This is a genomic window from Clostridium transplantifaecale (assembly GCF_900626075.1).
Classification (GTDB): Bacteria; Bacillota; Clostridia; order Lachnospirales; family Lachnospiraceae; genus Otoolea; species Otoolea transplantifaecalis.
Genome location: NZ_UYZY01000008.1, coordinates 52,457 through 65,570, shown reverse-complemented (window position 1 = coordinate 65,570; position 13,114 = coordinate 52,457). Strand labels below are relative to the sequence as shown.

The 13,114-nt window shown below is 47.9% G+C and carries 10 protein-coding genes; 7 read left to right on the top strand and 3 right to left on the bottom strand.

Features of this window, described 5'->3' with window-relative positions; all coding sequences use genetic code 11:
- Nucleotides 1–16: 16 nt before the first annotated feature.
- Entirely contained in the window at nucleotides 17–1,534 is a 1,518-nt protein-coding gene (locus EJL91_RS22705; protein WP_125144257.1) for a sodium/glutamate symporter, read from the bottom strand.
- A 161-nt stretch (nucleotides 1,535–1,695) separates the two neighbouring features.
- Here EJL91_RS22705 and EJL91_RS22700 point away from each other — a divergent pair, with 161 nt between their 5' ends.
- The 3 genes from EJL91_RS22700 (at nucleotide 1,696) to guaA (ending at nucleotide 5,171) form a co-directional block, all read left to right on the top strand.
- The gene (locus tag EJL91_RS22700; protein WP_164516929.1) at nucleotides 1,696–2,625 is read left to right on the top strand and encodes a LysR family transcriptional regulator; all 930 of its coding nucleotides are present in this window, start codon (nucleotides 1,696–1,698) and stop codon (nucleotides 2,623–2,625) included.
- 21 nt (nucleotides 2,626–2,646) lie between these two features.
- The gene (locus tag EJL91_RS22695) at nucleotides 2,647–3,339 is read left to right on the top strand and encodes a 4Fe-4S double cluster binding domain-containing protein (RefSeq protein WP_125144255.1); all 693 of its coding nucleotides are present in this window, start codon (nucleotides 2,647–2,649) and stop codon (nucleotides 3,337–3,339) included.
- A gap of 290 nt (nucleotides 3,340–3,629) precedes the next feature.
- Nucleotides 3,630–5,171 carry a glutamine-hydrolyzing GMP synthase gene (gene guaA / locus EJL91_RS22690; protein ID WP_125144254.1) on the top strand — a complete coding sequence of 514 codons (1,542 nt, stop codon included), beginning with the start codon at nucleotides 3,630–3,632 and terminating at the stop codon, nucleotides 5,169–5,171.
- Between the two features lie 144 nt (nucleotides 5,172–5,315).
- Here guaA and EJL91_RS22685 read toward each other — a convergent pair whose 3' ends face one another.
- Together EJL91_RS22685 and EJL91_RS22680 are read right to left on the bottom strand one after the other, a co-directional pair.
- Nucleotides 5,316–5,876 carry a DUF1062 domain-containing protein gene (locus EJL91_RS22685; RefSeq protein ID WP_125144253.1) on the bottom strand — a complete coding sequence of 187 codons (561 nt, stop codon included), beginning with the start codon at nucleotides 5,874–5,876 and terminating at the stop codon, nucleotides 5,316–5,318.
- 194 nt (nucleotides 5,877–6,070) lie between these two features.
- Nucleotides 6,071–6,346 carry a CD3324 family protein gene (locus EJL91_RS22680; protein ID WP_125144252.1) on the bottom strand — a complete coding sequence of 92 codons (276 nt, stop codon included), beginning with the start codon at nucleotides 6,344–6,346 and terminating at the stop codon, nucleotides 6,071–6,073.
- Nucleotides 6,347–6,914: 568 nt separating this feature from the next.
- Between EJL91_RS22680 and EJL91_RS22675 the strand changes: the two genes are divergently transcribed.
- The 4 genes from EJL91_RS22675 (at nucleotide 6,915) to rbsK (ending at nucleotide 13,114) form a co-directional block, all read left to right on the top strand.
- Nucleotides 6,915–7,637, top strand: coding sequence for a hypothetical protein (locus EJL91_RS22675; RefSeq protein WP_125144251.1), 723 nt, complete (start codon nucleotides 6,915–6,917; stop codon nucleotides 7,635–7,637).
- Complete coding sequence (locus EJL91_RS22670) at nucleotides 7,634–9,601, top strand: leucine-rich repeat domain-containing protein (RefSeq protein WP_125144250.1); 1,968 nt, start codon at nucleotides 7,634–7,636, stop codon at nucleotides 9,599–9,601. The genes EJL91_RS22675 and EJL91_RS22670 overlap by 4 nt, the downstream gene beginning before the upstream one ends.
- Nucleotides 9,602–10,164: 563 nt before the next feature.
- Nucleotides 10,165–12,108 carry a PfkB family carbohydrate kinase gene (locus EJL91_RS22665; protein ID WP_125144249.1) on the top strand — a complete coding sequence of 648 codons (1,944 nt, stop codon included), beginning with the start codon at nucleotides 10,165–10,167 and terminating at the stop codon, nucleotides 12,106–12,108.
- 67 nt (nucleotides 12,109–12,175) lie between these two features.
- Nucleotides 12,176–13,114, top strand: a complete 939-nt coding sequence (gene rbsK / locus EJL91_RS22660) for a ribokinase (RefSeq protein ID WP_125144248.1) — start codon at nucleotides 12,176–12,178, stop codon at nucleotides 13,112–13,114.

The window sequence follows — 13,114 nt, the reverse complement described above, 5'->3', positions numbered from 1 at the left end:
TGTCCTTCCCGGCTCCTCATACCGCCGCATTTGCATTTTTGCATACAATCCCCGTCTGCTCTTCCGGTGCATCCTGCATTTTTTTAGAGCGCTTATACAGACCGCGGAACAGGAACAGCAGTATGACGGAAAAGATCAGAACAGCCGTTACGGTGAGGAAAATCTGCATGCGCGTCCCGTTCTTTAGTGCATAGTAGATGATGAGCGTCAGCGGAAGGGATATTAAGTTAAACAGGGACATTCCCAGGCTGACGTCGTTGAGCGCCGTTGTCTTGTACTCGGGATCACAGATTTTAAGCAGCATCATGCCGTTAATGAGCACACCGGTTTCCAGGCCCCAAACCATAATGGAATGCTCAAAGGGATGGCGGGACGGAAAGAGCCATTTGAAGATGATAAAGGTTGAGACAAAGGTGACTGCGAGCCCGGCAATCACCATAACAAACAGAGGTCCGGCATAGTCGGAGAGCGTTTTAACAGGAATGCTGGCAATGGCAGCTGCAATGGCAAAGTCGCTCATGGAACCGATGATGCGCGCCTTTACTTTTGTGTCAATCAGCCAGCCAAGACCCAGCTTCGAGATGGCCCAGTCCACCGGATACATGCCGGCCATGCAGAAAAACCATACGGGAAGATTGTCACCCGGATCAACAATTCCCTGAACGATAAAACCGATGCCGCAGGCCAGGAGCAGGATTGCCAGATGTATCGTGATGGTATCAATGGAGGAACTCATCATCGTTTCTCGGCCGATGGATTCCTGGCGGCTGGTGTCGGGATCATATCCCCGGGCCATGGATTCCGGGATTTCAGACGGTTTTTTAAGAATCGCCGTATATCCTTTTCGGGAAGCTACATTGATTGTGATAATGCCGATGATCATACCGGCGATCAGGCCGATGGTGGCGGTTGTGGTGGTAACGCCCTGGGACGTTTCCCAGTAATCAAAACCATATCCCTGCAGCAGACTGCCTACCATTCCGGCGGAGCCGTGGCCTCCGGCAAAACCGCGGGCCAGTTCATAACCGAAGGTCTTATAAAGTCCGGAGTCCGGGCTGACGGCGGAGTAGATTACATTAGTGCCGAGGCCGACCACTTCCTGCAGGGAGGTTACAACCTTGATAACGGCGCCTGTGGCCAAAAAAGCGGCCAGAGCAATGAGGCCTTTTTTAACCGGTTTTGCTTTTGGTTTATTCCCGGTTCGCTGTAAGGCGGAGCCGGAAGCAGAAGACATTTTTGTCTTCCCATTTTTGGAAGAAAACATCCCCAGAGGAGTTGCCGCGAAAATAGGAATTACAAGAATGCTGGGAAGTGCGGTCCAGGCGTCCAGCCACTCTTCACTGACCGGAAGCAGAGAAAAATTTCCCAGAATCCTGGGGCCGAGCAGTAATCCGATGAACCCTCCGATTACCGATGCCGGAAGAAATAATTTCCGGAACAGAGGGACTCTGGCCCTCAGCCAGGCGCCTGCCAGCAGAAGCGCCGACAGCAGGCAGATACTTTTGAGAAGTTCAAGCATACTTTGAGAAGTCACTTTACTTCCTCCTTTCGTTTCCTGTTGATTTATGTTAAAATCACTATAACATTTGGGGAAAAGTTTGGGAAATACGACTATCTGATACCCCTATAGGGGAAATGAATTGCAGAACTGTCCGGAAAATGCAGTCTGTATTTTACGGGTTTGGGAGGAAGTTTATGAATACTCAGCAGCTTAAAATTATTCTCACGGTGGCGGAGACCGCCTCTATTTCCAGGGCGGCCAGGGAACTGTACCTGTCCCAGCCTACGGTGAGCAATTCAATTATGACCGTGGAAAACGAGGTGGGATTTCAGATATTCGAACGGACAAACAGGGGAATTTCGGTGACGGACAGGGGCAGGCAGATGCTGCGCCATGCGGCGGTGGTGGCGGAACAGATGGAGGCGATCGGAAGGATTTCGCAGGAAGAGATCGTCAGACGTTTCCGCCTTATTGCGCCAAGCAGCCTGAGAATCGAGAGAGCCTTTGCACGCTTCTGCAGGAAATACTGCCGGTCGGAGAAATTACAGTTTTCCATGTATGCCGAAGGAATCGGTGAGGCAGTCGATTCCCTGTATCAGGGAAAGGCCGATATGGCTATTGCTTTTTGCCCCATCGGCACTGTGGAGACGCTGTCGGGACAGATGCGCCAAAAGGATGTGCTCTACACCTATCTTGGCAGACAGCCGTTCGTGATAACGGCGTCAAAGGACCATCCGATGAATCAGGAGGAACTGACGCCGGAAACACTTTCAAAATACACATGCATCAGATACAGAAATTCTATCAGGGTCGAGAGTTTTATCCCGGAGACCATGCGCGTTGCGATAGGAACCGACCGCGTAATCCGGGTGGAATCCAGGGAACTCAGGATGAAACTGGCCTCCCAGGGCGTAGGTTTTCTGGCCGGAACGCCTATCGATCCGGCGGAGCTTGAAGAATACGGCCTGGTCAGCCGCCCTGCCTATGGGCTGAGCGGTGAAATGGGGTACATGGTGCCGAAAGCCAGGCAGAAGGAGCCTCTGGTAAAGGAGTTTCTCCAACTGCTCCTGGAGGAACTGCGGACAATTGAAGGGTTCCAGGAAAATGCGGAGCTGAAGGTTTAAGACACTGAGAGGGGGAGAAGAATGAACGGTGAGATGGAACGGGAACTGGAAGAAATGCTGCGGCAAAAAGGAGCCGCACTTGTCGGATTTGCAGATATGACGGAGGCAACGTCCGGCGAATGGCCGTCCGGCGTTTCCATGGCCGTGACGATACCAAAGGAGATTGTACGGTCGATAAGCGACGGACCGAATGAGAAATATTTAAAAACATATTATGAATTGAATGCGAAGCTGGATGAACTGGCTGTTGCCTGTAAGGAGTATCTGCAGGAAAGGGGATATCAGGCGCTGGCCCAGACCGTGGATTCCGTGAAGGAGTTTGGGAATTACCGCACCTGGCTGCCGCATAAGACGGTTGCCACCTGTGCCGGAATCGGATGGATCGGGAAAAATGCACTGCTGATAACAAAGGAGTACGGTTCTGCAGTCAGGATTACGTCGGTCGTCACGGATGCTCCCCTTAAAACGGGAAAAGCTATCAGGGAATCGCAGTGCGGAGGCTGCATGGTGTGCACAAATGCCTGTCCTGCGGGTGCTGTCAGCGGAAAACTGTGGAACAGAGGGCTGGATCGCGATGAATTTGTGGATATCGAGGCTTGCAGGAGTAAAGGACGCGGGATGGTGAAAGAAAGACTGGGAAAGGAACTGACTTTATGCGGCATCTGCATAGCCGCCTGTCCTTATACGAAGCGGTATCTTTGCAGCAGCGTTTAAAAGCCTGATGCAAAGGGAGCTGTTTTTTGACCGATTTTCCCCGGGCTGTAGTAAAGATACAAAATGCATGACGAAAAATGGCAGAAAACCGTGAAAAAACTTCTTGTCAAGGGAACGTCGTTATTTTATAATAAGTAATACGCCTCAGGACGGCTGCACATAACAACGCGGCTGCGTCGCTGCGGTTCAATCAATTTATAAATTATAGTTCTTATGCCAATAATAACATTGTAAAGTATTACAAGTATCAGGGGAAAATCACCAACGGAAAATTATTAGGAGGAATACTCGTGGAAAAAGAGATGATTATCGTATTGGACTTTGGCGGACAGTATAACCAGCTGATTGCCAGAAGAGTCAGAGAATGCAACGTGTATTGTGAAGTACATTCATACAATATGCCGCTGGAAAAGATTAAGGAAATGAATCCGAAAGGAATTATTTTCACAGGCGGACCAAACAGCGTGTATGGGGAAGACTCTGCAACATGTCCAAAGGAAATTTTTGAACTGGGTATTCCGATTTTAGGAATTTGCTATGGCGCACAGCTTACCGCACATTTACTTGGAGGCAAGGTGGCAACCGCCCCTGTCAGTGAGTACGGCAAGACAGAGGTGGCTGTGGATACGGCCTCAAAACTCTTTGAAGGAGTTTCCGCGAAGACGATCTGCTGGATGAGCCATACGGATTATATAGAGAAAGCGCCGGAAGGTTTCAAAATAACATGTACGACTCCGGTCTGCCCGGTTGCAGCCATGGAGTGTGAAGAAAACAACTGGTATGCCGTCCAGTTCCATCCGGAAGTAATGCATACACAGGAAGGCACAAAGATGCTTTCCAACTTTGTATACAATGTCTGCAAGTGTGCTGGCGAATGGAAGATGGATGCATTTGTAGAGCGTACAATCGGCGAGATTCGCGAAAAGGTTGGAAACGGCCGTGCGCTTTGCGCCCTGTCGGGCGGCGTGGACTCATCGGTGGCCGCTGTTATGATGGCAAAGGCAATCGGCAAACAGTTGACCTGCGTATTTGTAGATCACGGTCTGCTCCGCAAAAACGAGGGAGATGAAGTTGAGGCTATATTCGGACCGGAAGGACAGTATGATTTGAACTTCGTACGCGTCAACGCCCAGGAACGTTTCTATGAGAAACTGGCCGGAGTGTCGGATCCGGAGCAGAAACGTAAGATTATCGGAGAAGAATTTATCCGTGTATTTGAGGAAGAGGCGAAGAAGATTGGAAAGGTTGATTTCCTGGTTCAGGGAACCATTTATCCCGATGTGATCGAGTCCGGCCTTGGAAAATCAGCCGTTATCAAGTCCCACCACAATGTAGGCGGCCTTCCCGAACATGTTGATTTTAAAGAGATCATTGAGCCGCTGCGCATGCTGTTCAAGGATGAGGTGAGAAAGGCGGGCCTGGAGCTTGGCATTCCCGAGAGGCTTGTATTCCGCCAGCCGTTCCCGGGTCCGGGACTTGGCGTCCGCATCATCGGCGATGTGACACCTGAGAAGGTGAAAATCGTCCAGGATGCCGATGCGATTTACCGCGAGGAGATTGATAAGGCAGGAATCGCAGGCGATTTAGGCCAGTATTTCGCCGCTATTACCAATATGAGATCCGTAGGCTGCATGGGTGACGAGAGAACTTATGATTACGCTATTGCCTTAAGAGCCGTGCTGACTTCCGATTTCATGACCGCTGAATCCGCTGAACTTCCCTGGGAAGTGCTTGGGAAGGTTACAAGCAGGATTGTGAATGAGGTAAAAGGGGTTAACAGAGTGTTGTATGATTGTACGGGGAAACCGCCGGCAACGATCGAATTCGAATAGAAGACAAAGCCGCTACAAACCTTGATTTCACAGGGCTTGTAGCGGTTTTGTCATATACGCCGTTCAACATAGAATACCAGACACAGCAGCTTGCAGACACTCATATCCGACTCTTCGTAAAAGATTATGGCAGTTGATGTCCTGCTATTCTGATTGAAAAACAAGTATCATATTGTTCTTTAATTTACATTTCCTTAAATCCTGTTCCGGAATACTTTTTATATTTTTGTTTTCAATTAGGTGTAAATATTCCGCATGCGATAAATGTAATTTTTGTTTCACCAATGAAGAAACTTTTACCGGAAACGGATATTGACTCTTAATTTCAAGTTCTACATTTTCACTCAAAAGAAAGTCATCACCAAGAATCGAGTATGGAGGGATTTCAACTTCATCAACGCCATTTCTATAAAGGAAATCACTATCCATTGCATATTCCTCTACGAGAGCTTGATTGTTTGTGTGAAAGCCCTCTAATTGTACCGGATTTATAGATTGAGGGGAAATGTGGGAATACACTCTAGCGTTCCATGTAGTATTACAATCCGAGCAATTATATATCAGCCAAACGTCCAATGCCCGCCGTTGGGCATTCACGCGGAATTTTTCCGAACAAAAAAATTGAGATTTTTTTCCACATTTTTTACAATGTTTAAACACCGCCGACAAAGAATGATATTGCACTTCCCATGTAATTTTTTTCATACACACCTCCGTCTTTGCTTTATTACTCCAAAGAAAAAGGTGGATTTTCACAGCTTTTTTTCATAAAGGACCTCCTTTGTTTTGATAAGAAGATTTTAGCATTACACCTTATCAAACCCAACCTAATGATCTCTTATGAGATAAATATGAGAAAGCGGCTGATATGGTTTTGAGTAAGCCATATCAGCCGCTTTTCAATTATTATTTTTTAACTGCCCGACAATCCGTTGAATACTTTTCAAAGACAGATAATATTTCTCTGCTAAAGTTTCCATATTTGTCCCTGCAAGATAATCTGCATAAATTTGTCTGTTTCTGTCCTGTAGCTCTTGACGGGTTGAGGTCGTGTCTCCCCAGCTCTTTTTATTATCTGCGACTCTGGGTATATAGAGAAATTCTCCATCAATGTACTCTTGAACCTTTAGCAATAATTCTTGTGGCAGAACGTGTGTTGCTTTCTTATAACTCATTCTCGTGCTCCTAAATAATGTTTTTTACAGGAACAGCAAAGACTATCTGCAACACGTATTCACTTTTTATTTGTTGCGATAGCTTTGCTTACGCAACAATAACGATAGGATTAAGCATATACCTACAAGCCTCCTTTTCATGGTCTTATCTTTATATTTTATTGCGGTGCAGCAAATAGGGATACCTCAAATTCGATTAATAAAAGAAAATGAGCATTACCCGCAGCAGCCCCTTAACAAAAATAAGGATAGAGTATTATATCATTTTTTTTGCAGAGGTACAATCCGCCCCCATTAGATGATATATACCATTTCATCCAAATATTGGTATTATGTAAATATATCCAGTTTTATTACTGACTGATATTCTTTCAAAGGTGGGACCATACATAAAAGGGAAGTTGATAGTGCTTTTGCAATATTGGTAATTATTTAATAAAAATAGTAAAATCAGTCCCCAAAACCTAATTGTATATCCCCTCATATCATGATAATATGAATATAGTTTCACTCACTACACTGACTAAGAAGGGAATCAGGGAAAATGGTATTTGAGCCGGATGAGAAAATGAAAAAGAAAATGTCGAAAGACGGAAGTGTGCTGAAATTTATGTACAGTGTGGCCGGACTTGGAAAAGGGCTGGCTGCTGCGGGGGGCATGCTGGTAGGCATCGGCATATTGCTGGGAGCTGTATTTCAAATGACTCTTGAGATGGAGATGGTACAGATTCTGATGTTTGCCGGGGCCTTTGTGATTCCAGGGATCCTGCTCGTTTTAGGCGGCGTTAGGCTGCAGAAGACACGGGATGACAAATGGCTGAAAAAGTATGAAAAAGAGACGGGACTTCCGGAAGCAGAGATTCTGAAAGCAGATCAGGAGTTCAGGGAGCCAGGAACTATTCTGTTCAGCTTTGAAAAACAGAAAGATACCAACAGTTTAAAGAAGATGGGTTTTATAACGAAGCATTATATCAAGATGCCGGGGATAGGAGCTTCCATGGCACGCATGGAGGACTTGGTGGCCTGTTTTTATACAAATAAGTTCCGGTGCCAGGACGGCGGTTATGACCGGGCGTTTATGGCTTATTCCAACGATAAGAAGATGGTGTTTCTCAACACTTCGATTAAGGAAAAAGACGCAGTGGAGATTGTACAGGCGGTTGTCAAACGGAATCCGTCCGTCATTCATGATCACCATTTTATGTATGAGAACAAACAATATGATGCCGCACGTGATATAGATGAAGTCATTGCATTACATAATGAGGTTACAGGAGCAGGAAAATCGTGAAAATTACAGAATTAAGATGTTCCGCTTGTCAGGGAACGATGATTGTTGATCCGGAAAACCCTAACTATGCCATATGTGAATATTGTGGAACCAGGTATTTGATTGAATGGGATACGGCAGGGGGAAATGGGGCTGCGGGAGAGGGAAATCCTTCTCTGAAAAAGATACCGGAGCCGATTAAGTATCAACCGGTCAAGACACATGAAAAGAAAAAAACAGGATGGGAACCATACGGCTGGAAACGCGGAGCCGCGCTCATAGCGCTGTTTTTTGTTATACTGGGCGTGATGAGAGGTCCTGCCGTTTACCGGCGCTATAAGATGGACCATGAGGCGAAAGTAAATAGTGAACTGTCAGAGGATGCCGTCAACGGAAGTGCGGCAGTAATTGGCAAAACAGAGGTAGATGATATTAAGCTGGAGGGAATTCTTGCCGCATTTGCGGAACAGGTATATGGGCAGCCTGCGGAGTTAATCACCGATGAACAGCTGGCAAAGATTCAGTGGCTGGAATTCAGAACCACAGCCGATTTTGAGCAGATTGGGTACAGTTTTCATAATCCGTATTCCGGTTCCGGTGACGGAGCCGCCGATTGGGAAATGGGAGTTTCTGAGCCGGAGTTTACCTGGGTCAGCTTTCCCAGAGACAACTATGTAAATATGAATTTATCCAGCTTGCCGAAGTTTACGGGGGTAAAGAAACTGAAAACCAACCGCGGACTTACATCGGAGGAAATTGCGGGTCTGCAGCTTGAAGGGATCAGCGGATACTTTGACAGTCTGGACGGTGTGGCAGGACTGATCGGTGATACGGATTCCATGCGGGAAATCGGCATATCGGGAGACAAGGTGAGTATTAACGGAGCCGAAAAGTTTCCGAACCTGGAGATTCTGAGTCTGAACTGCGATCAGATTGAGGAGCCGAAGAAGCTGGTTGCTGTCAAAACATTGAAATCCCTTTCGGTCGATCTGTATGACGAGGGGATGGATTTTTCCGTTTTCGGCATGATGCCATGGCTGGAGAGGGTGACGATTAGTTCAAAGAAGTTAAAAGATTTCAGCTTTGTGTCGGGGATGGAGGGACTAAAGGAACTGAACTTAAGCTATGGGACATTCCTGAATCTGGATCCGCTTAAAAACTGCACGGGGTTGGAGAGTCTGACCATAGAACGCTGCGACGAGTTAAAAGATATGTCTGCGATATCCGGACTGACAAATCTTAAAAAATTGAAGCTGGAGCTGCCATACGGCTGCCCGGAACCGGATCTGAGTGCGCTTTCGGCCATGGAGGAGCTGTATCTGGACAGTTTTGAGAATACCGCTTTTCTGCGGAACATGCCGGAGCTTAGGACAATGACGCTGGACGGCTGCAGGATAAATAATCCGTCGGATTTTGAGGGCCTGGGGAAGCTAACTACCTTAAACTGCACCTCGTTCGGCCAGATGGAACGGGACTACCGTTTTATCACAAGACTTCCAGCACTTGAGAACCTGAACCTGAGCGGGACAAAAACTTATGAGGATATATCCGGGATTTTTAACATGACGACGCTTAAGTCTTTAAACATCAGCGGGATGGAGTGTGAGATTAATTTTGATAACATCCGGGATAATACAAGCCTTGAACAACTGAAGATCGATCATATCAAACTGTATAAAAATGTGTCGGTCAGAGGAGGGGGCGGAATCTACTCTGTAAACTGGGATGATGTGAATCTCACGGATCATCTGTCTTTCCTGGGTAAATTTAAAGGATTGAATGCATTAAGTATTAAAGAGAATGAATTGACGGATCTGGAATTTGCGTCATCAACGGAGGCGCTTAAATCGATTGATTTTTCGGATAATTACGTGACGGATATATCGCCGCTCTCCGGTCTGAAGGGGCTTCGGGAAGTAATCTGCACAGAGAACCCCATCTCTAACTTTGAAGTGTTGAGTGATTCTGTGACGGTGGTCCAATAGTGGGCGGTAAGAGGACGAATGGTCGTATTTACAAGGGCTATGGGATACTGGTGTAAGTAAAGAAAGAGCTTTCCGGCGACGGCCGGGAAGCTCTTTTCAGAATTAGCGGAAAATTACGGGGCCGGAGGAAAAGTCCCCAGAGCGCAGTTTCCAAGAACTTGACGGTGTCCTGAAAGGTTGTATTGCAAAGTGAAACCGGAATCGGCATTAAATTAAATAATATGGAAACTAAAATATGGATACGGCTTTACGAAGATAGTCACGAAACATTTTTCCCCTGACTGTCTGTGTAAAGCCGCTTTTCGTTGAACGGCAATAAAAAGTTACGCATACAAAATTTTCCTTTGTTCCATACTATACGATATTTCCGAAACATGTTTCGTGCATTTCCTGATACATCTGATTAATTTCAATTCTTTGTGCAATCCATACAAAAACAAATCTGTATATCCTGTAGTAATCATGAAACTTCCGAAACGGTTTGACGAAAATTGTGAAAACAATTACGTTTAAGACATGAAATACGTTTCGGAAATATAGTTCAGGTTCGAGGGGTCCGGGAGGTGTGTCATATTAATATCAGAGATATTGCGTCAATTGCGGAAGTTTCGGTCTCGACCGTTTCAAAGGTGATAAACGGGAAAGACCAGGATATCAGTGCAAAGACGCGAAAGCGGGTACTTGAGGTGGTGAGGGAATATCAGTACGTTCCCTATTCCAAAATAAGAAAGAACATGTCGGGAAAAAGCCATTTGATCAGTGTACTCATCGCAGAGGGGGATACGGAATATACGCCGATCCTGGGAGTGATTGAGAAGCAGGCGTCCAAGAGCGGATACAGCATTGTCGTCTATACGCTGGACGGAGTGAAGAAACATGAGGAGCGCCAGATGAAGGTGATGGGAAGCCGGAACGTAGACGGTTTCCTTCTGATTGGAAACTTCAGGGACAGAAAAGGGCTGATAGAGCAGATTGGGCTGGCGGATAAACCCTGCGTAATTCTGGGGGCCGATGTGGGAGATATGGAGGGAACCTCAGCCGTTATTTACGACGAGAGTTCTATCGGATATGAGGCCTCCCAGTATCTGCTGCAAAAGGAGCATGTCAACATCGGATGTATCTTTTCGGCAGGCACCGGGATGGAGGAAGGCTATAAGAGGGCGCTTTATGAGGCAGGGATTCCCTATGAGGCGGGCCGGATTTTCCGTTGGGACAAGACGGACGGGGACGGGAAAGAGAAGTTTAAGAGCTGGTTTTCCAACAACTGCACCGCTGTTTTCTGCGGGAGTGTGGAAAATGCCATCTATCTCTATCAGAGATTCCAGGAGCTGGGCGTACTGATACCGGATGATGTTTCCGTCCTCTGCGGACAGGATTCCACCTATCTGGAGCTGTTAAACCCGCCGGTCACCTCGGTTGCCTGCATGCTTCCCACCTTTGGGAAGGCGGCGGTCAGCGAGCTGGTAGAGCTGATTGAGACGAAAGAGGAGTATAAGAAGCCGCCGGCCGTGATTCCCTTTACAATCAGGGAGAGGGAGAGCATCTCGCTTCCGGCGGCGCAGAGCCGGGGACAAAAGCTGGTGGTGGTCGGCAGTATGAATATGGATGTCACCATCTCCGTCCCCCATATCCCTGCAGATGGGGAAACGCTAATTGCGGATGATGCCCTGCTCCTGCCGGGAGGAAAGGGAGCCAACCAGGCGGTAGGCGCCAGCAAGCTCGGGGGAAAAGTTTATTTGGTCGGCTGCCTTGGAAACGACAGGGAAGGCAAAGAGATTTACAATGCCCTCGTTACAAACAAGGTCCACACAAACGGAATTCTGTTCGACGGACTGTCGCCCACCGGAAAAGCCTACATCAATGTATCTGATTTTAACCGGGGGGAGAGCACCATCGTGATATACCCGGGAGCCAACCAGAAACTGAACGGGGTACAGATACAAAAAAGCGAGGACCTGTTCGACGAGGCGAAATACTGTCTTCTGTCCCTGGAGATTCCGACCGAGGCGGCCAGTTATGCGGTGGCTCTCTGCAAACGGAAAGGAATCGACATCATTTTAAAACCTTCCGGAGTCGACGTGCTGGACAGGCAGTTTATCGACGGAATCACCTATTTTGTTCCTAACAGGAAAGAACTGGAACAGCTTATCCCGGGCAATGATTCGATGGAGCGGAAGGCGGACCGCCTCTGGAAGCTGGGGGCAAAAAACGTGATTATCACTCTTGGAAAAGACGGGTGTTATCTGAAAAACGAGGAATGTTCCCGGTATTTTCCAGCGGCGGATTTCCAGCCGGTGGATACGACGGGAGGAGCCGACGCGTTTATAAGCGCCCTGGCGGTCTACTTAAGCGAAGGCGTTTCCCTGGTCCATGCAATCGGCTTTGCGACATACTGTGCGGGGCTCAGCATCACGAGAAAGGGAGTGCAGTCCGCCATGCCGGACCGGGGAGGCGTGGATATGTACCGCGACGTGGTATATGCCCAGTTTCCCTCCGAAGGAAAATAGGCCCGGCTCATAACACCGGCCCAAAAGAGTATACATCATGGAGGAATAACGAAAGACAGGTGGTTCAATGGAACAGATTGTGGTAGTGGGAAGTCTGAATATGGACTTTGCGGTTGAAGTGAAAGAGATGCCGGAAAAAGGGGAAACAATCCTTGGAAAAAAGGTATCCCTGATTCCCGGGGGAAAGGGCGCGAATCAGGCTTACGCGGTCAGCCGCCTGGGGAAAAAAGTACAGATGATAGGAGCGGTCGGAACCGATATTTTCGGGGATAAGCTGGTTGGCAACCTGGAAAAGGCCGGTGTGGGGACCGAAGGAATCTGCCGTGTGGAAAACCGTGAGAGCGGCCAGGCATTTGTATTCGTCAATGAGGCGGGGGAAAACAGCATTACCGTGATTCAGGGGGCCAATCAGGATTTGACGGAGGCCCGGGTGGATGAAAATGAGGAGCGGATTGACCGCTGCGACGCCGTGGTCATACAGTTGGAGGTTCCTGTCCCCACGGTTGTCCATACGGCACAGGTGGCTCGGAAGAAGGGAAAGCTGGTGTATCTCGATCCGGCTCCCGCAAGACCGGATTTGCCGGACGAGCTGTTTGCCTCAGTGGATATCATGAAACCCAACGAGACGGAGCTTAAAATCCTGACCGGAATGGAGGTTTCCACCGGGAAAGAGATTATCCTGGCGGCAAAGAGTCTGCTGAAAAAGGGAGTGGGGGCCGTGATCGTCACCCTCGGGGAAAAGGGCTGCGTGCTGGTTACCGAAAAGCTGGTAAAGGAATTTCCGGCAAGGAAGGTAAATGCGGTGGATACAACGGCGGCCGGAGACAGTTTCACCGCGGGATTTCTGGCGGCCTATGAGCCGGACGGGGAAAAACGGGAGGAAAACCTGGAAGAGGCGCTTTTATTTGCCGGAAAGGTTTCGGCCATAGCGGTCACGAGAAAAGGTGCGCAAAGTTCGATCCCGACTCTGGCGGAAGTGATGGAAGAACAGAAAGGAGAAGATTAA